General features: G+C 30.1%; 18 protein-coding genes and 1 pseudogene. All 19 read left to right on the plus strand.

The window, feature by feature from the left end:
* Positions 1 to 117 precede the first annotated feature (117 nt).
* The 19 genes and pseudogenes from JOC62_RS08665 to JOC62_RS08755 all read left to right on the plus strand — a co-directional run bounded on the left by JOC62_RS08665 (position 118) and on the right by JOC62_RS08755 (position 26,662).
* Positions 118 to 1,152 (plus strand): sugar-binding transcriptional regulator, encoded by a 1,035-nt coding sequence (locus JOC62_RS08665; protein WP_204594870.1) that lies wholly within the window; start codon positions 118 to 120, stop codon positions 1,150 to 1,152.
* 66 nt (positions 1,153 to 1,218) lie between these two features.
* A complete protein-coding gene (gene gap / locus JOC62_RS08670; protein WP_204594871.1) occupies positions 1,219 to 2,220 on the plus strand; it encodes a type I glyceraldehyde-3-phosphate dehydrogenase in 1,002 nt (333 codons plus the stop codon).
* Positions 2,221 to 2,332: 112 nt separating this feature from the next.
* The gene (locus JOC62_RS08675; protein ID WP_204594872.1) at positions 2,333 to 3,523 is read left to right on the plus strand and encodes a phosphoglycerate kinase; all 1,191 of its coding nucleotides are present in this window, start codon (positions 2,333 to 2,335) and stop codon (positions 3,521 to 3,523) included.
* A gap of 126 nt (positions 3,524 to 3,649) precedes the next feature.
* On the plus strand, positions 3,650 to 4,396 hold the full coding sequence (gene tpiA / locus JOC62_RS08680) for a triose-phosphate isomerase (protein ID WP_204594873.1): 747 nt from the start codon (positions 3,650 to 3,652) through the stop codon (positions 4,394 to 4,396).
* A 189-nt stretch (positions 4,397 to 4,585) separates the two neighbouring features.
* On the plus strand, positions 4,586 to 6,118 hold the full coding sequence (gpmI, locus tag JOC62_RS08685) for a 2,3-bisphosphoglycerate-independent phosphoglycerate mutase (protein ID WP_204594874.1): 1,533 nt from the start codon (positions 4,586 to 4,588) through the stop codon (positions 6,116 to 6,118).
* 178 nt (positions 6,119 to 6,296) lie between these two features.
* Complete coding sequence (locus JOC62_RS08690; protein WP_204594875.1) at positions 6,297 to 8,288, plus strand: fructose-specific PTS transporter subunit EIIC; 1,992 nt, start codon at positions 6,297 to 6,299, stop codon at positions 8,286 to 8,288.
* A 63-nt stretch (positions 8,289 to 8,351) separates the two neighbouring features.
* Positions 8,352 to 10,970, plus strand: a complete 2,619-nt coding sequence (locus JOC62_RS08695; protein ID WP_204594876.1) for a glycoside hydrolase family 38 N-terminal domain-containing protein — start codon at positions 8,352 to 8,354, stop codon at positions 10,968 to 10,970.
* 29 nt (positions 10,971 to 10,999) lie between these two features.
* A complete protein-coding gene (locus tag JOC62_RS08700) occupies positions 11,000 to 11,797 on the plus strand; it encodes a MurR/RpiR family transcriptional regulator (RefSeq protein WP_204594877.1) in 798 nt (265 codons plus the stop codon).
* A gap of 11 nt (positions 11,798 to 11,808) precedes the next feature.
* Complete coding sequence (locus tag JOC62_RS08705) at positions 11,809 to 13,185, plus strand: glycoside hydrolase family 1 protein (protein WP_204594878.1); 1,377 nt, start codon at positions 11,809 to 11,811, stop codon at positions 13,183 to 13,185.
* 18 nt (positions 13,186 to 13,203) lie between these two features.
* A complete protein-coding gene (locus tag JOC62_RS08710) occupies positions 13,204 to 14,088 on the plus strand; it encodes an ROK family protein (protein ID WP_204594879.1) in 885 nt (294 codons plus the stop codon).
* Between the two features lie 228 nt (positions 14,089 to 14,316).
* A complete protein-coding gene (locus JOC62_RS08715) occupies positions 14,317 to 14,736 on the plus strand; it encodes a DUF2871 domain-containing protein (RefSeq protein ID WP_204594880.1) in 420 nt (139 codons plus the stop codon).
* A gap of 230 nt (positions 14,737 to 14,966) precedes the next feature.
* Positions 14,967 to 15,563, plus strand: coding sequence for a protein kinase family protein (locus JOC62_RS08720; RefSeq protein ID WP_204594881.1), 597 nt, complete (start codon positions 14,967 to 14,969; stop codon positions 15,561 to 15,563).
* A gap of 359 nt (positions 15,564 to 15,922) precedes the next feature.
* Positions 15,923 to 17,218 carry a phosphopyruvate hydratase gene (gene eno, locus JOC62_RS08725; protein WP_204594882.1) on the plus strand — a complete coding sequence of 432 codons (1,296 nt, stop codon included), beginning with the start codon at positions 15,923 to 15,925 and terminating at the stop codon, positions 17,216 to 17,218.
* 164 nt (positions 17,219 to 17,382) lie between these two features.
* On the plus strand, positions 17,383 to 17,613 hold the full coding sequence (gene secG, locus JOC62_RS08730) for a preprotein translocase subunit SecG (protein ID WP_204594883.1): 231 nt from the start codon (positions 17,383 to 17,385) through the stop codon (positions 17,611 to 17,613).
* A 349-nt stretch (positions 17,614 to 17,962) separates the two neighbouring features.
* A complete protein-coding gene (locus JOC62_RS08735) occupies positions 17,963 to 19,975 on the plus strand; it encodes a sodium-translocating pyrophosphatase (RefSeq protein WP_204594884.1) in 2,013 nt (670 codons plus the stop codon).
* 184 nt (positions 19,976 to 20,159) lie between these two features.
* A pseudogene (gene rnr, locus JOC62_RS08740) lies at positions 20,160 to 22,406 on the plus strand (ribonuclease R).
* Positions 22,407 to 22,596: 190 nt separating this feature from the next.
* Positions 22,597 to 23,067 carry an SsrA-binding protein SmpB gene (gene smpB, locus JOC62_RS08745; protein WP_204594885.1) on the plus strand — a complete coding sequence of 157 codons (471 nt, stop codon included), beginning with the start codon at positions 22,597 to 22,599 and terminating at the stop codon, positions 23,065 to 23,067.
* Positions 23,068 to 23,333: 266 nt separating this feature from the next.
* On the plus strand, positions 23,334 to 25,265 hold the full coding sequence (locus JOC62_RS08750) for a sigma-54-dependent Fis family transcriptional regulator (RefSeq protein ID WP_204594886.1): 1,932 nt from the start codon (positions 23,334 to 23,336) through the stop codon (positions 25,263 to 25,265).
* A 230-nt stretch (positions 25,266 to 25,495) separates the two neighbouring features.
* Positions 25,496 to 26,662: an iron-containing alcohol dehydrogenase gene (locus JOC62_RS08755; protein WP_204594887.1), complete on the plus strand. Its 1,167-nt coding sequence runs from the start codon at positions 25,496 to 25,498 to the stop codon at positions 26,660 to 26,662.
* Positions 26,663 to 26,679: the final 17 nt, after the last annotated feature.

A 26,679-nucleotide genomic window follows, 5' to 3' on the forward strand; every position in this document is an offset into this window, starting at 1 on the left:
TAAAAATCAAAAAAAATTAAATTTATACTTTAAAAATTAGTCAAGATAACTTATAATGTTCTTGTGGGACGAAAATAATAAGTGTGGGACGCTTTGTGACCAAAAGGAGTGTTGAAGTTGCAGGAAATATTAAGATTGCAAAAGAAGATAGTTCCTGAACTTGTAGAGGTACTCGAGAAAAGGTACAATATACTAAGGACTATATTTTTAAATCAGCCCATAGGAAGAAGAGTTTTAGCAAATGAGCTTTCTTTAAGCGAAAGAGTTGTTAGAACAGAAGTAAGCTTTTTAAAAGGGCAAGGATTAATAGAAGTTAATACCCCTGGTATGAATGTAACTAAAAGTGGAGAAGAGATAGTTGATAAGCTAAGTGGATTTATTCATGAAGTTAGAGGATTATCTGATATTGAAAAAGATATTAAAGAAAAACTTTCTCTAAAAGATGTTTTAATAGTTCCAGGTGATGTAGATAGCAATTCGTCAATCCTTAAGGATATAGGTAAAGCTGCTTCAAATTATTTAAAAAAAATAATTAAAAGCAATTCAGTAATTGCCTTAACGGGAGGAAGTTCTGTTAAAGAAGTTGTTGAAGCCTTTGAAATCATTAGAAATATATCTAATGTATTGGTAGTTCCAGCAAGAGGTGGAATGGGAAGAAATGTAGAAGTACAAGGAAACACATTAGTAGCATCACTTGCAAAAAAAGTTAACGGAACTTACAAAATGCTTCATGTTCCTGAAAGTGTTAGTTTAGAAATTTTAAATTCTTTAAAAGAAGAAAAATCAATAAAAGAAGTTGTTGAAAGTATACATAATGCAGATATTTTTGTATACGGAGTAGGTAATGCTTTTGAGATGGCTCATAAAAGAGGCCTTTCAGATGAAAGTATTTCTAAATTAGCAGAGCTTAAAGCTATAGGAGAAGCATTTGGATGTTATTTTGATAAAGATTCAAAAGTGGTATCAAATACAACCGCTATTGGAATAAATATTGATGAAGCCAGAAAAATTAACACGCATATTGTTGTGGCTGGTGGAAAAAATAAAGTAGAGTCAATTATTGTGACTCAAAGAAATAATAAAAATGGTGTATTAGTCACCGATGAAGCTACTGGGCGTGAAATATTAAGAAGATTAACTGAAGCCAAGTAGATAATTAAATTAATTTGTTTATAAAAAAAATTTTTATAAAAGCTATTTTTAGGAGGTATTTACAATATGGTAAATGTAGCAATTAACGGTTTTGGAAGAATAGGAAGATTAGCATTAAGATTAATGATCAACAACCCTGAATTTAATGTGGTTGCAATCAACGATTTAACAGATGCTAAAACATTAGCTCACTTATTCAAATACGATTCAGCACAAGGAAGATTCGATGGAGAAATCGAAGTTAAAGAAGGAGCTTTCGTAGTTAACGGAAAAGAAATTAAAGTAACTGCAGAAAGAGAACCTAAGAACTTACCATGGGGAGAATTAAACGTAGACATCGTTTTAGAATGTACTGGATTCTTCGCTTCAAAGGAAAAGGCTTCAGCTCATATCGAAGCAGGTGCTAAGAAAGTTGTTATATCAGCTCCAGCTGGAAACGACCTTCCAACAGTTGTTTACAACATAAACAATGAAATATTAAAAGCTAGCGATACAGTTATATCAGGTGCTTCATGTACTACAAACTGTTTAGCTCCAATGGCTAAAGTATTAAATGATCAATTTGGATTAAAAGAAGGATTCATGACTACAATCCACGCTTACACAAATGACCAAAATACATTAGACGCTCCACACGGAAAAGGAGATTTAAGAAGAGCAAGAGCTGCTGCTGCTTCAATCATCCCTAACTCAACTGGTGCTGCTAAAGCAATCGGATTAGTTATCCCAGAATTAGCTGGTAAGTTAGACGGAAACGCTCAAAGAGTTCCAGTAATAACTGGTTCATTAACTGAGTTAGTTTGTGTACTTGACAAGAACACTACAGTTGAAGAAATAAATGCTGCTATGAAAGCTGCTTCAAACGAATCATACGGATACACTGAAGATCCAATAGTATCATCAGACGTAATCGGAATAAGCTTCGGATCATTATTTGATGCAACTCAAACTAAGATCATGGAAGTTAACGGACAACAATTAGTTAAAGTTGCTTCATGGTACGACAATGAAATGTCATACACTAACCAATTAATCAGAACTTTAGGATACTTCGCTAACTTAAAGTAATCTATTAATTAGATAGTAAATATAAAAAGTTTTATAAGTCTGGTTTTGTAGTATAAGGCTATAAGGCCAGACTATTTTAAAATATGTATATAATTTATAAGAGGTGAAAGAGATGAACTTCAATAAAAAGACTATAGAAGATATAAATGTTAACGGTAAAAAAGTCCTAGTAAGATGTGACTTTAACGTTCCACTAAAAGATGGAGTTATAACTGATGAAAATAGATTAAATGGAGCACTTCCAACTATCAAGTACTTAGTTGATAATGGAGCTAAAGTAATCCTTTGCTCACATATGGGTAAACCAAAGGGAGAACCAAAGCCAGAATTATCATTAGCACCAGTTGCTAAGAGATTAAGCGAAATGCTTGGAAAAGAAATTGTTTTTGCAGCAGACGATAATGTTGTTGGAGAAAACGCTAAAAAAGCAGTAGCTGAAATGAAAGATGGAGATGTTGTTTTACTACAAAACACTAGATACAGAAAAGAAGAAACTAAGAATGGAGAAGAATTCTCAAAAGAATTAGCTTCACTTGCTGAAATCTTCGTAAACGATGCTTTCGGAACAGCTCACAGAGCTCACTGTTCAACAGTTGGAGTTACTGATTTTATAGATACAGCAGTATGCGGATACTTAATCCAAAAAGAATTAAAGTTCTTAGGAAGCGCTGTAGAATCACCAGAAAGACCATTCGTTGCAATCTTAGGAGGAGCTAAAGTTTCAGATAAGATCGCTGTTATAAACAACCTTTTAGATAAAGTAGATACTTTAATAATTGGTGGAGGAATGGCTTACACATTCTTAAAGGCTCAAGGATACGAAATCGGAACTTCATTAGTTGAAGAAGATAGAGTTGATTACGCTAGAGAAATGATCGAAAAGGCTAAGGCTAAGGGAGTTAACTTCTTATTACCAGTAGATCATAGAGTAGCACCAGAATTTAAAGATATGGAAGCTACAATAACTGAAGATCAAAACATTCCTGCTGGAAACATGGGATTAGATATCGGACCAAAAACAGAAGAATTATATGCAAATGCAGTTAAAGATGCTAAGACAGTTATCTGGAATGGACCAATGGGAGTATTCGAATTCGATAACTTCAATAAGGGAACTATTGCAGTAGCTAAAGCTATGGCAGAATCAAATGCAACTACTATAATCGGTGGTGGAGATTCAGCTGCAGCTGTAAACATCTTAGGATTCGGAGATAAGATGACTCATATCTCAACTGGTGGTGGAGCATCACTTGAATTCTTAGAAGGTAAAGTATTACCTGGTATAGATGCTTTAAATAGCTAATTTATTAGCCTAAATAGTTTTTATAAATAAAATATTAGCCACTCTGTTAAGAAGTTAAGAGAGTGGCTGATTTATCAGTATTTTTAAGAGTTTTAATAAACTCAATAATTTTAGAGGTGATTTTAAATGAGAAAAGCAATAATCGCAGGAAACTGGAAAATGCATAAAACTCCAGCTGAAGCTGTAGAATTTATAAACGAATTCAAACCATTAGTAAAGGATGCTACTTGTGAAGTAGTACTTTGCCCAACTTTTGTATGTTTAGACGCTGCTGTTAAAGCTGCTAAAGGATCAAACGTAAAGATCGCTGCACAAAACATGCACTTTGAAGAAAAGGGAGCTTTCACAGGAGAAGTTGCTCCAGGAATGCTTGAAGCTATGGGAGTTGATTACGTAGTAATTGGACATAGTGAAAGAAGAGAATACTTCAACGAAACTGATGAAACTTGCAACAAGAAAGTTAAAGCTGCTTTAGCGCATAACATAATTCCTATTCTTTGCTGTGGAGAAACTTTAGAGCAAAGAGAATCAGGAAAATATGTAGAAGTTTTAGCTGGACAAATCAAAGCTGATTTAGAAGGATTAACTAAAGAGCAAGCAGAAAAAGTTGTTATAGCTTACGAACCAATCTGGGCTATTGGAACAGGAAAAACTGCTACATCAGAACAAGCTAACGAAACTATAGCTGCTATCAGAAACGTTGTAGCTGAAATGTTTGGGAAAGAAGTTGCTGATAAAGTAAGAATCCAATACGGTGGATCAGTTAAGCCTGCAACTATTAAAGAACAAATGGCTCAATCAGATATCGATGGAGCTTTAGTTGGTGGAGCTAGCTTAGTAGCTTCAGACTTTGCTGCAATAGTTAACTACTAAAATTAAGTAAGATTAATAGGTAGAATTAACATATAAGCAATAGTCATGATTGAATAATATTAATTCTTTCATACTATTGCTTTTTGTTGTTTAAGGTACTTTATTATAGTATAATATAAGTGAAAAAATGACACATAATAAAAAGAGATGAATCATTTTTAATATAGATATAAAATGGAGGTAATAGTTATGGCAAAAAAACCAGTAATGTTAATGATATTAGATGGATTTGGAATAGCAGAAGCTTCAGAAGGTAATGCTGTTTCATTAGCTAAAAAACCAAACTTTGATAAATTAATAAAGGAATATCCTCATTCAATGCTTGAAGCATCAGGAATGGCAGTTGGTCTTCCAGAAGGTCAAATGGGTAATTCAGAAGTAGGTCACTTAAATATAGGTGCAGGTAGAATAGTATACCAAGAACTTACTAGAATAACTAAAGCTATAGCTGATGGAGATTTCTTTAAGAATGAAGAGCTTTTAAAGGCTATGAAAAATGCTAAAGAAAATAATACAGCATTACACTTAATGGGATTATTATCAGATGGTGGAGTTCACTCACACATCAATCATTTAAAAGGACTTTTAGAATTTGCTAAAAAAGAAGGTTTAACAGAAGTTTACGTTCATGCATTCATGGATGGTAGAGACGTTGCTCCTTCATCAGGTAAGGAATTCATAGAAAAGACTGAAGAAATGATGAAAGAAGTTGGAGTAGGAAAAATCGCTACAGTAAGTGGTAGATACTACGCAATGGATAGGGATAACAGATGGGAAAGAGTTGAGCTTGCTTACAATGCAATAGTAAGAGGAACTGGTAATACAGCAACTAGTGCAGTAGAAGCTATACAAGAATCATATAATGATAAGAAGACTGATGAATTCGTAGTACCTACAGTAGTATTAGAAGATGGTCAGCCAACAGCAACTGTTAAGAGTGGAGATTCAGTAGTATTCTTCAACTTTAGACCAGATAGAGCTAGAGAACTTACAAGAGCTTTAACTCAAAAAGATTTTGATGGATTTAATGCTGAAAAGTTAGATTTAACATTTGTTACAATGACTCAATATGATAAGACTTTCGAAGGTGTTATGATAGCATTTAAGCCTCAAACACTAGAGAATACGCTAGGAGAATTTGTTGCAAACAAGGGATTAAATCAATTAAGAATAGCTGAAACTGAAAAATATGCTCACGTAACATTCTTCTTCAATGGTGGAGTTGAACAGCCAAATGAAAATGAAGATAGAGCATTAATTGCATCACCTAAAGTTGCAACTTATGACTTAAAGCCAGAAATGAGTGCATACGAAGTAACTGAAGAGTTACTAAAGAGAATAGATAGTGATAAATATGATATGATTATATTAAACTATGCTAACCCAGATATGGTTGGTCATACAGGAGTAATTCCAGCAGCAGTTAAAGCTATAGAAACTGTTGATGAATGCTTAGGAAAAGTAGCTGATAAGATCTTAGAAAAGGGTGGATCATTATTTGTAACTGCTGACCACGGAAATGCAGAAACAATGATAGACTTTAAGACTGGAACTCCATTTACTGCTCACACAATTGATCCAGTACCGTTTGTATGGGTAACTAAGGATACAGAAGGTAAGACATTAGAAAGTGGTAAATTATCAGATATAGCACCAACTATGTTACACGAAATGGGACTTGAAGCTCCATCAGAAATGACTGGACACTCATTAATAAAGTAATTAAATAAAATTGTTTAAGAGCTCGTATATTATATACGAGTTCTTTTTTTATATACATTTTTGAAAATATTTTCACTGAAACATATAAAAAAGAAAATCAAATCTAAAAGGCTTGAAAATGTTTGCAAAGGGAAAGAAATGTGTAATAATGAAATCATCAAATGGGAGGTGCAATAAAATGAACAAAAAAATTGTAGCAGTTACAGCTTGTGCAGCTGGGATAGCACATACATACATGGCAGCTGAAAGTATAAATAAGGCTGCTAAGAAAAAGGGTTATTTAGCAAAAGTAGAAACACAAGGTTCTATAGGAGCTGAAAATGTACTTAATGAAAAAGATATTAAAGATGCAGATGTAGTAATAATTGCAGCTGATATAGATATCGATTTATCAAGATTTGCAGGAAAGAGGGTATTGCAAACAAAATCAATAGATGCTATAAAAAATGCTAGTTCATTAATTGATAGAGCATATGATGAAGCTCTACTTTATGGTAAGAAAGGCTCTAAAGTTGGAGGTGTAACTTTAGGAAAAACTGATAATCAATTTATAAAACATATAATGAGTGGTATATCTTATATGGTACCAATGTGTATAGCAGCTGGACTTCTTTTAGCAATAGCTAACATATTTGCATTCCAAAAAGATGAACTTGGAAGAATAGTAAATTGGGGATTTGATAATACAACAGCAATGGGATACTTCATGTCAAAATTATTTGCTGTAGGACAAGTTGGATTTAAATTAATGATTCCATTATTTGCAGGTTTTGTTGCTAACTCTATAGCAGATAAGCCAGCAATTGCACCAGCAATGATTGGAGCATATTTAGCAAACGATCCAGAATTTTTAGGAACTCAAACAGGTGGAGGATTCTTATCAGCTATATTAGTAGCATTTATTGTAGGATACTTAGTAAAAGGACTTAAGAGTATAAAGTGGCCAAAGATATTACAACCTTTATTAGCAATTATGATTATTCCATTAATAGCTACTTTTGCAATTACAGTAATAGTATTATTCTTAATAGGACAACCAATAGCAGGAGCTATGGATTGGTTATACAGTGGACTTACAATGTTAAATGATAAATATTCAAGTGCACCATTTATTATTGGAGCTATTATTGGAGCTATGATTGGATTCGACTTTGGTGGACCAGTAAATAAAACAGCTTTAATATTTGGTACAGCAGTATTTACAGATACAGTTGCAAAGTTTGGTATTCAAAATGCAAACTTTGTTCCAGGAACAGCAGCACAAGCTGCAATATCAGTAGCACCACTTGGAATATGGCTTGCCTCAATATTATTTAAAAATAAGTTTACTAAAGATGAAAAAATATCAGCAAACTCAGCCTTTGGTATGGGGATGGTAGGAGTTACAGAAGGTGCAATACCTTTTGCGGCAGCACATCCAGTACAAATGATTACAGCATCAGTTGCAGGTTCAGCACTTGCAGGAGGATTAGTTGGATTATTTGGATGTAAGTTCTATGGAGGTATAGGTTCACCTCTTGGAACATTTATAGGATATATTGAACAACCAATTCCTTTTATAACATGGATAGGATCAGTTTCAGCAGGTATACTTCTTACAGCTGTATTACTAGGTATACTTAAAAAACCAGTAACTGAAGAAGCAGATGTATATGAAGATGATGAAGAAATCAATGAAGAGAAAATTGCAGAAGAAATAGTTTTAGATATAAAGGATATAGATAATGAAGTTTTTAAAGAAACTCATATATATGTAGATGAAAATTCAAAGACACAAGATGAAGCATTTAAATTCCTAGCTTCAATTGCATATGAAAATGGTTATGTATCTAATAAAGAAGAATATCTTAAAGGATTATATGAAAGAGAAAAAGAAGCTACAACTGGGTTTAATGATGGAATAGCAATTCCACATTGCAAAGGTAAAGTAGTTAAAAAATCAGGAGTATTTTTAATAAAGTTTAAAAATCCAATTGAATGGGATTCTCTTGATGGAAAACCAATAAAAGTAGCATTTGGACTTACAATACCAGAAGATGGTGCAAATAATCATATAAAGATATTAAGCGCTATTGCAACAAAACTAATAGATGATGATTTTAGAAATAAAATAGCAAGTGATATTGATAATAGAGAATTATATAGCTTAGTGTCACAAATAGAATTTTAAATAATTAAATCAAAGCCTAAGTAGAATATTCTATTTAGGCTTTTTAATAAAAAGGAGAAATATATGAAGAAAGTACATGTTTATTCTCATACACATTGGGATTATGAGTGGTATTTTACAGCAAATGAAACAATAATACAGTTAATATATCATATGGATGAAGTTATAGAAGCACTTGAGAGTGGGAAAGTTAACAAGTATTTATTAGATGGTCAAATAAGTATATTAGAAGAATATATAAAGTTTATGCCAGATAGATTTGAAGTCGTTAAGAAACTTGTTACTGAAGGAAAGTTATTAATAGGACCATGGTACACTCAAACAGACGAATTAATAATCTCTGGAGAATCTATCATAAGAAACTTATTCTATGGAATTAAAAATTCATCTAAGTATGGGGATTACATGAAGATAGGGTATCTTCCAGATTCTTTTGGTCAAACAAAAGACTTACCTAAAATATTAAATGGATTTGATATACAAAGATCAATATTTTGGAGAGGTGTTTCAAAAGATGAATGTCCAAATAGAGAGTTTATATGGAATAGTGAAGATGGGAGTAGCGTGTTAGTTTATAACATAAAAGATGGATACTATTATGGTGGAAACCTTATATATAATGATGATGTTAAATCTGTTGAAGAAAAAATGAGAGATGGATCAGCTACACAGAATATATTACTACCAGTAGGTGGAGACCAAAGGTATGTAGATTTTAATATAAAAGAAAGAATTAAATATTATCAAGATAGAACGGAAAATAATTTTAAATATATAGAAAGTTCTTGTGATGAATTTTTTGATGAATTAGAAAAGGAAAAGAATTTATTGCAAGTAGAAGGAGAATTTATAAATCCATCTAATTCTAAGATACATAGATCAATTTATTCATCGAGGTATGATCATAAATACCTAAATGATAAAATTGAAAGAAGACTTGTATATGTATTAGAACCTCTAATGGTAATGGCTCAAAATATAGGGTTAGATCCTAAAGTAAGCATGCTTGAAGAGATATGGAAGAAGTTACTTATGAATCATGCTCATGATAGTGCTTGTGGATGTAATAGTGATAAAACAAACGATAGTATATTAGCAAGGCTTATTGAGGTAGATCAGTTGTCTTATTCAGCTTGTGATTATATAGTAAGAAAAATAAGCGAATCAATTAAAGATAGAGAAGAAAATGATTTAATTTTATTTAATACTTTATCAAGAACTAGAGATGAAGCGTTTACTATAAATATAACATCTAAGAATAAGGATTTTAAGATTATAGATGAAGAGGGAGTAGAAATTCCACTTCAAATAATCGAAAGTAAAAAAGAATATAGTGGAAGTATAAAGAGAAGTGCAGAAGAGCATGATGAAAATTTATATTTCTATGTAACTAAAGCAGTAATAAAGTGCAAAGTTAATCCATTTAGTATAAAGAGACTAAAAGTTATTGAAGAAAAAAGCAACTATAGTAAAGAAGAGATTTTAGAAAATGTAATTGAAGATAATTATTATAAAGTTGAGTTTAATAATGGAAAAATAGATATAACTAATAAGCTAACTGGAGAAGTTTTAAAGGATTATATATCAATTGAAGATTCAGGTGATGATGGAGATACCTATGATTACTCGCCACCTTATAATGATATAAGATTTAAATTTGATTTTAAAGATTCAAAGTGTAGAACTATAAATGGAGCGTTATATAAAGAACTTAATATAAGTGGAGTATTTAATGTTCCTAAAAACTTAGAAGATCGAAATATCTCTAGAATAAATTCAAGTATTCTATATACTATGAAATTATCTCTAAATAATAAGAAGATAATAGATTGTCATTTAGAGATTAATAACAATGCAGAAGATCATAGAATGAGAGTTATAATAAGGACAGGAGTTACATCAAATAAATCAATAACAGATACTCCTATGGGAATAATTAAAAGAGATAATACTCCAAATCATATTGATGATTGGAGAGAACTTAATTGGAAGGAAGAACCTTCACCTATTTATCCGATGTTACATTTTGTATCATTGAATGATACAAAATCATCAGCTACAATAATGACAAAAGGAATTAAAGAGTATGAAATATTAGATAATTCTAATATAGCATTAACACTTTTTAGAGGAGTTGGATATTTAGGAAAGCCAGATCTTATAAGAAGACCTGGGGTAGCATCTGGAAATGAATTTAAATATATAGAAACTCCAAAGAGTCAGCTTAAGGGTAAGCTTAAGTTTAAGTTCGCAATAAATTTTGATAAAGAATTAGATATAACTAAAATAAAAAATATATTTGAGAATTATAGTATAAGTAGTCCATATTATCAAATACAAGAGATAAATAGATTTACGAATACATTAAAATATTTTGTAAGTCATCCTCTTCAAGATGATATATCTATTATTGATAGCTTAATAAATAGTGATGAATTAAAAGGAATTAATATAACCTCAATAAATGCAATAGATAAAAAATCATTTATTATAAGATTTCTAAATTCTTCAGATAAAGAAATAAATGATTCAGGAAAAATAAAAGTTAAGAATGCTAAGAGCTATCAATTAGTTAATTTAAATAATAGAGAATTAACGGAAGAGGTAAATGTAGATAAAGAAGAGATACTTATGCCATCATTTAAAAAAGGAGAAATTAAAACTATAAAAATAAATTTATAGTTAATGATGAATCAAGTATTGGAGGAAGTATGAAGAAGGAAATTGTTTTAAGGATAAACCATTCCAAAATTAATTTTACATTTGTTGAGGAAAGAATAGCTGAATATTTTCTAGATGAAAAACCAGTTCTGCCTATAAATAAATTATCAAAAGAATTAAATGTATCTAATGCATCAATAACAAGGTTTTGTAAGAAGATAGGACTTTCTAATTATAAGGAGCTTATATATTTATACAATGAGCATCTTAAAAATAAAAAAGACCATAGCTTAAATAATATAGCAATTGATTTACAAACTGAATATTTTAATTTGTTTGATGATATAGATAAAAATTTTGATGAGAAAAAAATAGAGAGGGTTTGTGAAGAGATACATTCACATAGGCTTATAAATATATTTGCATTAGGGCTTAGTGCAACAGCTGCTCAGGATTTTAAATTTAGATTTTCAAGAATGGGAAAATTCATAGAAGTTATACATGATAGAAGTGCAATAGAAATGGCAACTCAGATATTAGAAAAAGGTGATTTAGTATTCTTGTTTACTCTTAGAGGTAATAAAGCTTTAGAGAAGATTGGCGAAGAGTTAAAAGAGAAAGATATAACTGTAATAACTATAACAGCAAACAAAAAATCATCTTTAAATGAGACTTCAGATATAACAATAAATACTTCAAACTTTAAGGGTGAGGAAGCAACAGGTATATTATCAGCTCAAATTCCAATACTTGTTCAAATTGATTTAATCCATTATTACTATATAAGAAAATATAAGGAAGTTTTAAATAGTTGGGTTTCAACGGAGAAAGTATTTAATAAAGAGTAGGAGAGAATAATATGATAAAATTTTCAAACGATTTTTATTTTGGAAGCGCATCTTCAGCTACCCAAAGTGAAGGTGCTATAGATTTAGGAAATAAGGGAGAAAATATTTGGGACTATTGGTTTAAGACAGAGAAGCATAGATTTCATAATGGAATAGGAACGGAGTATACTTCAACATTCTATAAAAACTACAAAGATGATATAAAGTTAATGAAAGAAACTGGACATAATTCATTTAGGATGTCTATAAGTTGGTCTAGAATGTTTAAAGAAGGATATGGAGAAGTAAATAAAGACGGTGTAGAATTTTATAATAATGTTATAGATGAATTAATCAAAAATGGAATAGAACCTTTTGTAAATTTATTTCATTTTGATATGCCAATGGAACTTCAAAAGATTGGTGGATGGGAAAATAGAAAAGTAGTAGATTATTATAAAGAATATGCAAAGACTTGTTTTGAGCTTTTCGGAGATAGAGTAAAACGTTGGTTTACATTTAATGAACCTATGGTACATGTTGAATGTGGATATTATTTAGGATATCATTACCCATGTAAATTTGATCCAAAAGCAGCTGTACAAGTAGCGTACCACACAGCGTTAGCCAATGCATTAGCTATTAAAGAATTTAAAGAGTTAAATACTGATGGAAAGATTGGTATAATAATAAATCTTTCTCCATGCTACCCAAGAAGCGAAAATAAATGGGATTTAAAAGCAGCTAGAATAGCAGATTTATTTGCAAATAAGAGCTTTTTAGATCCAGCTGTAAAAGGTGAATTTACTACAGAGTTAGTAGAAATTATAAAAAAACATGATTTAATGCCTAATTATACAAAAGAAGATCTAAGCATAATAAAAGAAAATACAATAGATTTTCTAGGTGTAAATTACTATCAGCCAAGAAGAGTTTGTGAAAAAGCTAATAAGCCTAATGATGAGGCACCATTTACTCCAGAATATTATTATGACAATTATGATATGCCAGGAAAGGTTATGAATCCGTATAGGGGATGGGAGATATACCCTAAAGGAATATATGATATAGCTGTAAATATAAAAGAAAACTACAACAATATTGAATGGATGATAACTGAAAATGGTATGGGCGTTGAAGGGGAAGAAAGATTCATAGTAGATGGCGTTATAGAAGATGACTATCGAATTGAGTTTTATAAAGATCATTTAACGTGGTTAAATAAAGCTATTGAAGAAGATGCAAATTGCATTGGATATCATGTTTGGACATTTATTGATAATTGGTCATGGCTTAATGCTTATAAAAATAGATATGGACTTGTATCTTTAAGTCTTGAAGATGGAAAGAGGACAATAAAGAAAAGTGGTAGATGGTTTAAAGAACTATCTAGAAATAAAGGATTTTAAATTAAAGGGGCTGAGGACATGTTTGCTTGTTTAGACATAGGAGGTACATCTATTAAAGTTGCACTTTCAGATAAGGATGGAAACCTTATAGAAAAGGATACATTATATCCATCACATGAATTAAATGAATTTACTAATACTATTGTAAATTGGGTTAATGGAATGAAAAGTCAATATGATATAAAAGGTGTTGCTATAAGCTCACCAGGAGCTGTTGATACAAATAGTGGAATTGTAGGTGGTGCTAGTGCAGTTCCATGCATTCATGGACCTAATTGGAAAGAAGTATTGTCAGAGAGATTAAATCTTAATATAAGTATAGAAAATGATGCAAATTGTGTAGCGCTTGCAGAAATTTTTTCAGGAGCTGCAAAAGAGGTAAATGATATATTGTTTGTAGTATGTGGTTCTGGAATTGGTGGATCTATAATTAAAGATAAGAAAATTCATCATGGAAAGCATCTTTATGGTGGAGAATTTGGATTTATGATAATGGAAGATAATGACGGAGAATATAAAACATTTAGTGAGGTTGCATCTACAATGTCTTTTGTAAGAAAGGCTAGAAAGTATTTTAATGATGAAAGTTTAGATGGCAAGGATGTATTTAATAAAGCACAAAATGGAGATGAGTTTTGCAAGGGAGTAATAGATAGATTTTATGAAGAACTTGCAAAAGGAATTTATAATCTTCAGTATATGTACGATCCTGAGCTTATACTTATAGGGGGTTCTATAAGTGATAGAGATGATTTTGTAATAAGCTTAAATGAGAAAATAGATGAAATATTAAAGAAGATTAAGATTGCAGAAATAAAACCAGAAATAAGAACGTGCACACATAGAAAAGATGCAAATCTTATAGGAGCTTTAGCGCATCATCTTAAAGAATATAATATATAAATTTAGATTAATTAAAGATATATTATATAAGGTAAGTATAATTAATATAAGTAAAAATATTTGTTTGAATTAATAAAAGCTACATTCTATAAATGAATGTAGCTTTTAAATTTCTTTATGGACAAGAGAAGAGAAGTATAGTAATATTTAAATGGATAATTAATATTTATAAATATTAATTATCCATTTAAATATGTTTGTGGGAATGTGAAGAAGGGGGTGTAACTAATGAAGAAACTTATAAATACAGCTTTTATATATGCTGTTATTGCTCTTGCAAGTGGTGTTTTTTATAGAGAATTTACAAGAATGAATGATTATACAGGTAAGACATCATTAGCAGTAGCACATGTACATTTACTAGTTTTAGGTAGTTTAATGTTTCTGATTTTAGTTTTATTTGAAAATGCATTTAAGATCACTAAAAATAAATTCTTTAGTAAATTTTATATAATTTATAATGCTGGACTTATTTTTATGATTGGAATGTTTATATGGAGAGGCGTAGATCAAGTTTTAGGACTTAATGGTGGAGCTATGATATCCGGTATAGCTGGATTATCTCATATAATTATTACTGTAGGAATTATAATGATGTTCATTGTACTTAGAAATGAAGTTATAAAAGCTGAAGAAGCAAGTAAATAGATATAATTATAATTTATCCTAAAATATAAAGAGCGTTATAGAAATTATATCAAACTTAATTTTAAAACAAAAAACAGTTATATACTTAAAATAAGTATATAACTGTTTTTTATATCTTTATATATTCAAGTATAAAAATAAATAGGATTATTATAAGAGATAGAACTCTATCACAATAAATAATAAGTTTAATAGTATATATTGAGAGAAATAATATATAGGATGATTAAATGAAAGGAAATTACACCTATTCTGTTTGTTTTGATGAGAAGACAGAAAAGTTATTTAGAAAAGCAAAATACTTAGGACAAGGAAATAACGGGATAGTATATGAACTTCCAAACAATAGAGTTATAAAGATTTTTTTAAAAGAAAAAATTTGTAGGGCAGAGGGTGATACTCTTAAAAGAACCAAAAAATCAAAATATTTTCCTAATATATACGCGCGAGGCGAACTTTATATTGTACGAGAAATGGTTTGTGGAGTACGTTTAGATAAATACATAAAAAGAAACGGGTTAAGTAAAGAAATGTCTATGAAGATATATAGACTATTAAAAGAGTTTAAAAAACTTGGATTTGCAAAATTAGATACAAGATGTAGAGATGTATATGTAACTGAAAAGTTAGAGCTTAGAATGATAGATCCTAAAGGATGCTATACAAGAAAAGTTGATTTTCCAAGACATTTAATGAAAAAATTAAATGGGCTTAAAGTATTAGATACATTTTTAAAGCATATAGAAGAGAAAGATCCTAAGTTATGTATGTATTGGAAGAGTCAGCTTGATAAATACTTTGAGAAAAACAACATAGAATACAATTAGATAGTAATATGTATTTACGTAAAATAACAATAAGATATAATAGTTATGATATATAAGTATAATAATTGAAATAAAAAAGTCCTTTAGGGCTTTTTTATTTTGCTAGGAATTATAACAGTTAAGGTCGTGTATATTAATTAAGTATGTGATTATAGTCAAAATATTGGTAAACAAAAATTTACTAATGTTATAAATTAATATCTAATATTAATAAATTGAAAAAAATTATCAATTGATTGAAAATATCAACAGAATGGATTATAATGTATTTAAATAAAAAAAGCAATTAATTATTTAATAAAAATATAGGATGTTGTAAATAATATCTAATGTATTTGATTGTTAAGGAGGAAAAGTAAATGAAACAATATGCAGAAATAGTAGATGTTTTAGCTAGAGAAATTTTAGATTCAAGATCATTCCCAACAGTAGAAGTTGAGGTATATTTAGAAGATGGAACAGTAGGAAGAGCAGCAGTACCATCAGGTGCATCAACAGGTGTATTTGAAGCTGTAGAACTTCGTGATGGAGATAAATCAAGATTCAATGGAAAGGGTGTACTTCAAGCAGTAAAGAACGTTAATGAAGTTATTGCTGATGAATTAGTTGGATTAAATGCTTTAGATCAAATTTTCATCGATAAGACTTTAATAGAATTAGATGGAACTAAGAATAAAGGTAAATTAGGAGCAAACGCTATACTAGGTGTTTCACTTGCTGTAGCTAGAGCTGCTGCAAACTATTTAGGCTTACCTTTATATCAATATGTTGGTGGAGTTAATGCTAAAGTATTACCAGTACCAATGATGAATATTATAAATGGTGGAGAACATGCTGATAATTCAGTAGATTTACAAGAATTCATGATTATGCCAGTTGGAGCAGAAAGCTTTGCAGAAGCATTAAGAATGTGTTCAGAAGTATATCATGCACTTAAAAAATTATTAAACGAAAAAGGATATTCAACAGGTGTTGGTGATGAAGGTGGATTTGCACCAAACTTAAAATCAAATGAAGAAGCTATTGAAGTTATTATAGAAGCTATCAAGATAGCTGGTTTAGAACCAGGAAAAGAAATGTTTATAGCACTAGATCCAGCTTCATCAGAATTCTTCGAAGATGGTAAATATATCTTAAAACATGAAGGTAAGACATTATCACCAAAAGAAATGGTTGATTTCTATGAAAACTTAGTAAATAAGTACCCAATCATCTCAATTGAAGATGGTATGGCAGAAGAAGATTACGAAGGTTGGAAGATCATGACTGAAAGATTAGGAAAGAGAATCCAATTAGTTGGTGATGACTTATTCGTAACTAACACAGAAAGATTAAAGATGGGTATCGAAATGGGAATTGCAAACTCAATTCTTATAAAGCTTAACCAAATTGGTACATTAACAGAAACTTTAAATGCTATCGAAATGGCTAACAGAGCAGGATACACTGCAGTAATCTCACATAGATCAGGTGAAACAGAAGATACAACTATTTCAGATTTAGTTGTTGCTGTAAATGCAGGTCAAATCAAGACTGGTGCACCAGGAAGATCAGAAAGAGTTGCTAAGTACAACCAATTAATTAGAATAGCTGAAGAATTAGATGATGTAGCTGAATACAGAGGAAGAGATGCATTCTTCAATATAAAGAAATAGTAACTAATTTCTATAATTGAAATAGAATTAAATTTGAGCTTGAAATAATATTTAGCGCTTTCAGATAATTTTTGGAAATTAGTGTAGAAATAAATTATTCTTTATGATATACTAATTGAGTTAAATAGTATAAAATAAGCGTTTAAATATTAGGAGGTGTTCCCATGCAAACAGCGTTATTAGTACTTGAGGTAATATTAGGAATAGTTATTGTAGTTTCAGTACTTATGCAACCAAGTAAATCAGATGCCTTAAGTGGATTGATTCAAGGTAGCAACAATGATACATTCTTCTCAAGAAACAAATCAAGAACAAAAGAAGTTATGCTAGAGAGAGTAACAATAATAGGAATGTTACTATTTGCTATAAATACAATTGTTTTAAATTTAATATAATATGTGTGGGAATCACAAGTTAGATTTATTAGCCAGTCATTATGACTGGCCTTTTTTTATTAATCATAAATTTTACTTAAAAAATATAGTACAAAAAATTATTCGAAATGATAAAAGTAAGATGAATAAATATATATTTCGTATAATATAGATATAAATGTTATGGACAAAGTAAATAAACCATTTACCATAGTAGATTTTTTTATTATTCTTAAGCTAAAAAGTGAAGTTATGTATTTATATAACGTAAATTCAAATAAGATTATAAATTTAATTCTAATAGAAAAATTTATTTCATAATTATATAGTAGTGCCCTAGGTACTAAAAATAATTATGAGAGGTGTAACTATGGAGTTATTAGCATTACCATTAGTCTGTGGGATTATTTCATTAATTGTTTTAATTTTTATTGCAAAAGGTATTATTAAAAAAGATCCTGGAAATAAAAAGATGAAAGAGATAGCATCACATATAGAAGAAGGAGCTATGGCCTTTATAAAAAAGGAATATAAGTATCTTTCAATATTTGTGGTGTGTATTTTTGTATTAATTTCAGCATTTTTAAGTTATAAGACAGCTATAGCATTTTTAGTAGGTGCAGTATTCTCAATGCTTGCAGGATTTATAGGGATGAAGATTGCTGTTAAAGCAAATGTAAGAACAGCAAATGCAGCAAAGCATGGAATGAAAGAAGCATTAGGAGTAGCTTTTTCTGGTGGATCTGTTATGGGACTTTCAGTTGTAGGACTTGGAGTTGTGGGGCTTACTATTTTTGCAGTTATTTTTGATTTAAATGCAGAGTATATAACAGGCTTTGGACTTGGCGCATCATCAATAGCACTATTTGCAAGAGTTGGTGGTGGTATATATACAAAGGCAGCAGATGTTGGAGCAGATTTAGTTGGAAAAGTAGAAGCTGGTATACCAGAAGATGATCCAAGAAATCCAGCTGTAATTGCAGATAATGTTGGAGATAATGTTGGAGATGTTTGTGGTATGGGAGCTGACCTTTTTGAATCTTATGTTGGATCAATAATTTCAGCTATAACACTTGGAGGTTTTGTATCAATAGTAGCAGGACGTGAGGCTATGATTTACCCCTTAATACTTGCTGCAATTGGAATTGTTGCATCACTTATAGGGATATTTGTAGTTAAAAGTTATAAGGGGGATGACCCTCAAAAGGCTTTAAACATAGGAAGTTTCTTATCAGGAGGAATAGCCCTTATATTAAGTGCCATTGCATGTAATTATTTATTTAAAGACTTAAAATTCTTTATTCCAGTAGTAGTTGGTATATGTGTTGGTTTATTAATTGGGAAAATCACAGAAGTATACACATCATCAGATTATAAATCAGTAAAATTTATTGCAAAAGAATGTGAGACAGGAGCAGCTACCAATATAATAGCTGGTCTTGCAGTTGGTATGAAATCAACAGTTATACCTATACTTTTAATAGTAATTGGAATATTAATTTCATTCTTTAAAACAGGTGGTGCAAGTGATTCTATTGTAGGATTATATGCAATTGCATTATCGGCAGTAGGAATGCTTGCTACAACAGCTATAACAGTTGCTGTTGATGCATATGGACCAATAGCTGATAACGCTGGTGGAATAGCTGAAATGAGTGAGTTAGATGAAGGTATTAGAGAGATTACAGATAAACTTGATTCAGTTGGTAATACAACAGCAGCTATTGGAAAAGGATTTGCAATAGGTTCAGCAGCACTTACAGCTTTAGCTTTATTTGCATCATACACTCAAGCTGTAAAATTAGATTCAATAAATCTTTTAAATCCATTAACATTAGTTGGTGTGCTTATAGGTGGAATGCTTCCATTTTTATTTGGAGCACTTACAATGCAATCAGTTGGTAAGGCAGCAGGTCAAATGGTAGAAGAAGTTAGAAGACAATTCAAAGAAAAGCCTGGAATATTAAAAGGTACAGATAAGCCAGATTATTCAACTTGTGTTGAAATTTCAACTAGAGCTGCTTTAAGAGAGATGCTAGTGCCAGGAATAATTGCAATTTTATCACCTATAATTGTAGGATTACTTTTAGGTGCAGAAGCACTTGCTGGATTAATAGCTGGAGGAGTTGTAACTGGTGTTATGATGGCTATACTTATGGCAAATGCAGGTGGTGCATGGGATAATGCTAAGAAGTATATAGAAGGTGGCGCATATGGTGGAAAAGGAAGCGAATGTCATAAAGCAGGTGTAGTTGGAGATACAGTTGGTGATCCATTTAAAGATACATCAGGACCAGCTATGAATATATTAATAAAGCTTATGACAATAGTTGCAGTTGTATTTGCACCACTTATAGTAGAATTTGGTGGGTTATTATTTTAAAATATATATTTAGTTAAACTAGGAGTTATTATTTAGTATATGAACTAAATAATAACTCCTTTCCATATAAACTTCTAATAGAGGAATTATAGCTCATAATGTGTTAATATATAGATAGAATAATATATAACAATAGTGGGTAGCATATATTAAGAATATAGATAAATTAAATTGGAGGAATAAGATGGGAATAAAAAATACATTATTGGATTTTATGCGTGAAGATGCATATAAACCAATGGATTTAAAAGAATTAACATCAGTATTTGATATAAAATCAGACGAATATAGAGCTTTTAAAAAAGTATTAAAAGCAATGGAAAAGGAAGGCCTAGTCGTTAGAAATAAAAGCGATAAATATACTATTCCAGAAAGAGTAGGTTTAGTTGCAGGAAAACTTCAAGGACATCAAAGAGGATTTGGTTTCTTAATACCTGAAGCTGAAGGAGAAAAAGATGTGTTTATACCATCATCAGCAATGAACGGTGCTATGAATGGAGATAGAGTATTAGTTCATGTAACTAGAGATGATAAAAATGGTAAGAAGAGAGAAGGAGAAATTGCTGAAATAGTAGAAAGAGCCAATAAAACAATAATTGGTGTCTATGAAAATAGCAGAAACTTTGGTTTTGTTGTGCCAGAAGATACAAGATTACACCAAGATATATTTGTAACTAAAAAAGATAGAAATGGTGCTAACGATGGTGATGTTGTAATAGTAGAAGTTACAAAGTGGCCAGAACAAAGAAGAAGCCCTGAAGGTGTTATAAAAGAAGTATTAGGACAAAAGGGAGACAAAGGACTTGATATTCTTACAATAATTAAGAAGTTTGGGCTTCCAGAAGAATTTCCTGATAAGGTATTAAATTTTGCAGATAGAATAGAAGAAGAGATAGATCCTAAAGAATATAAAAGAAGAACAGATTTTAGAGATTTAAAGATGGTAACTATTGATGGTGAAGATGCTAAAGATTTAGATGATGCAGTCTCAATAGAAAGATTACCAAATGGAAACTATAAATTAGGGGTTCATATAGCAGATGTTACTAATTACGTTAAAGAAGGTAACCCACTAGATAAAGAAGCACTAAAAAGAGGTACATCAGTATATCTTATAGATAGAGTTATACCAATGCTTCCAAAGAAACTTTCAAATGGTATATGTTCACTTAATCCTAAAGTAGATAGATTAACATTAAGTTGTATCATGGTAATTGATAAGAATGGTAAAGTTATAGAACATGAAATCCATGAAGGTATAATTAAAACAAATGAAAGAATGACTTATACAGATGTAACTAAGATACTTAGAGATAAAGATTAAGAACTAATTAAAAAGTATGATTACTTATATGATGATTTCTTAGCTATGGAAGAACTTGCAAATATATTAAATAAAAAGAGAATGAGAAGAGGCGCTATTGATTTTGATTTTGAAGAAGCAAAAATCACTTTAAATCCTTTAGGTAAGCCAATTGAAATAAAGCCTTATCCAAGAGAAATAGCAAATAGAATAATAGAAGAATTCATGCTTGCGTGTAATGAAACTATAGCTGAATATATGTATTGGACTAATCTACCATTTGTATATAGAGTCCATGAAAATCCAGATGAAGAAAAGCTAACAAAGTTTAGAGAATTTATATATAATCTTGGATACACAATGAAGTGGAGTCAAGATATACAGCCAAGAGCACTTCAAGAAGTTTTAGAGAAGGTTAAGGGTAAAAAGGAAGAAGCTGTAGTAAGTACACTTCTTTTAAGATCAATGATGAAGGCTAGATATTCACCAGAAAGTCTTGGTCACTTTGGTTTAGCAGCAAGGTATTACTGTCACTTTACTTCACCAATTAGAAGATATCCAGACCTTCAAATCCATAGAATCATAAAAGAACAAATAAATGGTAAGATTGATGGAGGAAGAGCTAAGAAGCTAATTGGAATAGTTGATTATGCATCAAAGCAATCATCAGAAACAGAAAGAGTAGCTCAAGAGGCTGAAAGAGAAGTTGATGATTTAAAGAAAGCAGAATATATGCAAGATAGAATTGGAGAAGAATTTGACGGAATTGTTTCTTCAGTTACATCATTTGGTATGTTCGTTGAACTTCCAAGCACTATAGAAGGATTAGTTCATATAACTGCTTTAGAAGATGACTATTATGTATATGATGAAAATCATTTAGCTTTAATTGGAGAAAGAACAAAGAATATTTATAGATTAGGTGATGAAGTTAAAGTTAAATGTAGTAAGGTAGATATTGCAAATAGAGAAATTTACTTTGATTTAATAAAAGAAGAAGAGGAAGAAAAAGAAGAAGAAGCTTTAAAAGAATTCCAAGAGAGACTTCCTCAAGTTAAAAAAGAAGTAAAAGAAGCTTTAGCAAGAGTTGAAGAGATAGAAGAAGAAAAAGAATCAGAATTAGAATAGTCTAATAAATTAAAAAGGAAGCTATCATTGAGTTATCTGGAAGGGTAATTATAAATGATAGCTTCATTTAGTTAAAGAATATATAAAAAATATATAGCGATACACTTTTTATATATAATTGCTAATAGGCTCAATATATAATATAATTTTATTAAGTTATATAGTGGTAAATAAAAAGTAGGTGAAAAAGATGGTAAGAAAGAAAAACTCAAATACTTTAGCAGAGAATAGAAAAGCGAGACATGATTATTTTATAGAAGAAACAATTGAAGCTGGCTTAGAATTAGTTGGAACAGAAGTTAAATCTATAAGAAATGGTAGAGCAAATCTTAAAGAATGTTATGCTGAAGTTAGAACTGGTGAAATATTTATTAGAGGAATGCATGTAAGTCCTTATGAGCAAGGAAATATATTTAATGTAGATCCATTAAGAGATAGAAAGCTTCTTCTTCATAAAGAACAAATAGGAAGACTTGCAGGACTTGTATCTAGAGAGGGACTTACGCTTATACCTTTATCTCTTTATCTTAAGAATGGAAGAGTTAAAGTTGCACTTGGAGTTTGTAAGGGTAAGAAAGACTATGATAAGAGAAATTCATTACTAGAAAAAGCTCATAATAGAGAAATGCAAAGAGAACTTAAAAATAGAAATAGATATTAATAAAGAGAGTATTCTAATTAAATTGGAGTACTCTTTTTATTACGCTTAATATTATATATTTAATTAATTGATAGTTAAAAGTTTAAACTAGTTTATAACATGTTTTGTTATGATGTTTTTATTATACTAATTTAGTAGTTAAATCAAAATTGTAAATCCAATTTGTAAACTTTGATAAATAAATTAGAATTCAAGAAATTTAGTATTATAATAGTAAAGAAGGATTTTTTTTCTAAAACGAGACGTTGTAGCAGGGGGAATTTTATATGGAGATTGATAATAAAAATACAATAATGAGTTCTCACAAGAGAAGTAGAGAATATGGAATAAAGGAAAATAATAAAGGACCTAAAAGAAGTATTAAGAATAGCGAATTAAAAATAGTATTAGAAGAAAATGTAGAGCTTATAAAAATAGCAAAGATATATATGAATATGTTCAAAGATGTTCTTAAAGATGAGAAGTTTATAATAGTGCTTACAGATAAAGATGGTTGTATATTACACATAAGTGGAAAAGAAAATGTAGTAAAAGAATATGCAAAGTTAAATATAATTGTAGGAATGTATATGGGTGAGAAAAGTATTGGAACGAATGCTATGGCAGTTGCAATAGAAGAAGATAGAGCAGTTCAAGTAACCGCAGATGAGCATTATATAGATATTTTTAAAAGACTTACATGCTCAGCTGCGCCTATACATGGAAAAGGTGGCAAAATAATAGGGACATTAAATTTAACATCAGAATGGGAGAATAAACATCCTCACTCATTAGGATTAGTTTTATTTGGAGTTAAAGCTATAGAGAATGAATTAGTAAGACTACATATAAATGAAGTTCTTAAAGAAGCTTATAATTATGTAGGAAGTGTTATAAATAACGTAGATAAAGGAATAATAACTTTAGATTCTGATGGATGTATAAATAATGTTAATGAACTTGCTTGTGAAGTTATTGGGTTAAAATCTTTAGATTTATTAAATAAAAAGGTTGAAAGCATAATACCTGGATGGAAAAATATTAATTTAAGTTTTAAAAAGAATAATTATAATACATATATGAAAGAGATAAAGTTTTTAAATGATACAAGCAATAGAATATTAATAACAGTAAAGCCTATAAGATTAGAGGATAAAATCATAGGTTCTGTAATCATTATGAGTAAAGAAAAAGAAAATAAAGAGAATAAATCTTCAGGTGCGTATAAAACCTTTGATGATATATTAGGATCTAGTGATGCAATATTAAATGTTATAACTAATTGTAAAGTAGTAGCTAATAGCCCATCTACTATTTTAATAGAAGGAGAAAGTGGAACTGGTAAAGAGGTATTGGCACAAGCTATACATAATTTTAGTTATAGAAGAGATCATAGATTTGTTGCTATAAACTGTGGAGCTATTCCTAAAAATTTAATTGAAAGTGAATTATTTGGATATGAAGAAGGAGCATTTACAGGAGCTAAAAAGGGTGGAAAGATAGGCAAATTTGAATTAGCTAATGGAGGAACAATATTCTTAGATGAAATTGGAGAAATGCCTCTTGAAATGCAAGTACATCTTCTTAGAGTTATCCAAGAAAGTAGAATTAGTAGAGTAGGTAGTGACAAAGAGATACCTATAGATGTTAGAATAATTGCGGCTACTAATAAGGATTTGAAAGAAGAGGTTAGAAATGGAAAATTTAGAGAAGACTTATTTTATAGGTTAAGTGTTATTCCTATAAATCTTCCACCTCTTAGAGATAGAAAAGGAGATGTAGAAAAACTTATTGAGCATTTCTTAAGAGTAAAAGCATTTAAATTAAATAAAGAAGTTCCAAAGATAAATGCTAAGCTTTATAATAAATTAATTAATTATTCGTGGCCGGGAAATATTAGAGAGCTTGAAAATTGTATTGAAAATATAGTTAATCTAGATGGAGATATATCATATAAGTTTGTTGGAAATATAGATGAAGATTCTAAAGGTTGTGATATAGAAAAAGAAATTGCAACAGGGGGTGTAGAATATAATACTTCATCAAAGGATGGTATATATATAGAAATAGGAAATGATTTTAATATAAAAGATATAGAAAAAACATTAATTGAAAAGGCTATTAAATGTAATGATTATAATATGAGTAAAACTGCAAAGGCTCTTGGTATAAGTAGAAATACTTTATATTATAAGCTTGATAAATATAATATATATTAAGTGTCCTAAAATCTAACGATGTCCTAAAATCTAACATAAAATATAAAAATGTGTAGTAAAATAGTACATGTGGATTATTTGTAAAAATCAAAGATTGTTAAAAAAATGACGTGGTTGTGAGAAAATCGTTAAATTTATAACATTGGCATGGTAATTGCTAATATATAATAACGTAAATGAAAACAATTTAAATTATTTATAAATATAGTGTGTTTAGGAGGAGTTTGGTTATGGCACGTTTTACATTACCAAGAGATATTTATCATGGAAAAGGTTCAATTGATGTATTAAAAGAAATTGAAGGTAAGAAGGCAATTATAGTAATGGGTGGAGGCTCAATGAGAAGATTTGGTTTCTTACAAAAAATTGAGGACAACTTAAAGGCTGCAGGACTTGAAGTTATGGTATTTGATGGAGTTGAATCTGATCCATCAGTTGAGACTGTAATGAAAGGTGCAGAAGCTATGAGAAGCTTTGAGCCAGATTGGATAATTGGATTAGGTGGAGGTTCACCAATAGATGCAGCGAAGGCTATGTGGATATTCTATGAGTACCCAGATTTTACCTTTAAAGAAGCGATAGTTCCATTTGGATTACCTAAATTAAGAAAGAAAGCTAAATTTATAGCTATAGCGTCAACTAGCGGAACAGCTACAGAAGTAACTGCTTTTTCAGTTATAACTGATTATGAAGCTAAAATTAAATATCCTTTAGCTGATTTTAATATAACTCCAGATATAGCAATAGTAGATCCAGATCTTGCAGAAACAATGCCACAAAAATTAGTTGCACATACAGGAATGGATGCTATGACACATGCAATGGAAGCGTATGTTTCAACAATAGCAGATAATTTTACAGATCCATTAGCTTTAAAAGCGATTGAAATGGTTAGAGATAATATTAAAAAATCATATGATGGAGATAAACATGCAAGAGCAGAAATGCATGATGCCCAATGTTTAGCAGGGATGGCATTTAGTAATGTTTCTCTTGGAATAGTTCATTCAATGGCTCATAAAATCGGTGGTGTGTTCCATGTACCTCATGGATGTGCAAATGCTATAATGCTTCCTTCAGTAATAGAATTTAATGCTGCTGTATGCGGAGAAAGATACGCTAAAATAGCTAAAATGTTAAATTTAGAAGGAAAAAATGATAAAGAATTAACAAAGTCATTAGTTAAATTAATAAGAGATTTAAATAAAGAATTAAATATACCAGCTACATTTAAGGAATATGGAGTAGATGAAGCAGAGTTCTTAGCTAACTTAGCTTTCATGGCTGAAAATGCAGTTGCAGATGCTTGCACAGTAACTAATCCAAGAAAAGTAGTTCCAGAAGAAATAGAAAAGATATATAAAGCATCATTCTATGGAGAAGAAGTAGACTTTTAATTTAAAAAATATAAAAA

Source organism: Clostridium sardiniense (assembly GCF_016907995.1).
Taxonomy (GTDB): domain Bacteria; phylum Bacillota; class Clostridia; order Clostridiales; family Clostridiaceae; genus Clostridium; species Clostridium sardiniense.

What these genes read in the sequence shown, in the direction of transcription:
- JOC62_RS08690 (WP_204594875.1), top strand. Translation starts at nt 6,297, where the DNA reads ATGAACAAAAAAATTGTAGCAGTTACAGCTTGTGCAGCTGGGATAGCA.
- JOC62_RS08710 (WP_204594879.1), top strand. Translation starts at nt 13,204, where the DNA reads ATGTTTGCTTGTTTAGACATAGGAGGTACATCTATTAAAGTTGCACTT.
- JOC62_RS08715 (WP_204594880.1), top strand. Translation starts at nt 14,317, where the DNA reads ATGAAGAAACTTATAAATACAGCTTTTATATATGCTGTTATTGCTCTT.
- JOC62_RS08720 (WP_204594881.1), top strand. Translation starts at nt 14,967, where the DNA reads ATGAAAGGAAATTACACCTATTCTGTTTGTTTTGATGAGAAGACAGAA.
- JOC62_RS08675 (WP_204594872.1), top strand. Translation starts at nt 2,333, where the DNA reads ATGAACTTCAATAAAAAGACTATAGAAGATATAAATGTTAACGGTAAA.
- eno (WP_204594882.1), top strand. Translation starts at nt 15,923, where the DNA reads ATGAAACAATATGCAGAAATAGTAGATGTTTTAGCTAGAGAAATTTTA.
- gap (WP_204594871.1), top strand. Translation starts at nt 1,219, where the DNA reads ATGGTAAATGTAGCAATTAACGGTTTTGGAAGAATAGGAAGATTAGCA.
- smpB (WP_204594885.1), top strand. Translation starts at nt 22,597, where the DNA reads ATGGTAAGAAAGAAAAACTCAAATACTTTAGCAGAGAATAGAAAAGCG.
- JOC62_RS08705 (WP_204594878.1), top strand. Translation starts at nt 11,809, where the DNA reads ATGATAAAATTTTCAAACGATTTTTATTTTGGAAGCGCATCTTCAGCT.
- gpmI (WP_204594874.1), top strand. Translation starts at nt 4,586, where the DNA reads ATGGCAAAAAAACCAGTAATGTTAATGATATTAGATGGATTTGGAATA.
- JOC62_RS08735 (WP_204594884.1), top strand. Translation starts at nt 17,963, where the DNA reads ATGGAGTTATTAGCATTACCATTAGTCTGTGGGATTATTTCATTAATT.
- JOC62_RS08700 (WP_204594877.1), top strand. Translation starts at nt 11,000, where the DNA reads ATGAAGAAGGAAATTGTTTTAAGGATAAACCATTCCAAAATTAATTTT.
- JOC62_RS08755 (WP_204594887.1), top strand. Translation starts at nt 25,496, where the DNA reads ATGGCACGTTTTACATTACCAAGAGATATTTATCATGGAAAAGGTTCA.
- JOC62_RS08750 (WP_204594886.1), top strand. Translation starts at nt 23,334, where the DNA reads ATGGAGATTGATAATAAAAATACAATAATGAGTTCTCACAAGAGAAGT.
- tpiA (WP_204594873.1), top strand. Translation starts at nt 3,650, where the DNA reads ATGAGAAAAGCAATAATCGCAGGAAACTGGAAAATGCATAAAACTCCA.
- secG (WP_204594883.1), top strand. Translation starts at nt 17,383, where the DNA reads ATGCAAACAGCGTTATTAGTACTTGAGGTAATATTAGGAATAGTTATT.
- JOC62_RS08695 (WP_204594876.1), top strand. Translation starts at nt 8,352, where the DNA reads ATGAAGAAAGTACATGTTTATTCTCATACACATTGGGATTATGAGTGG.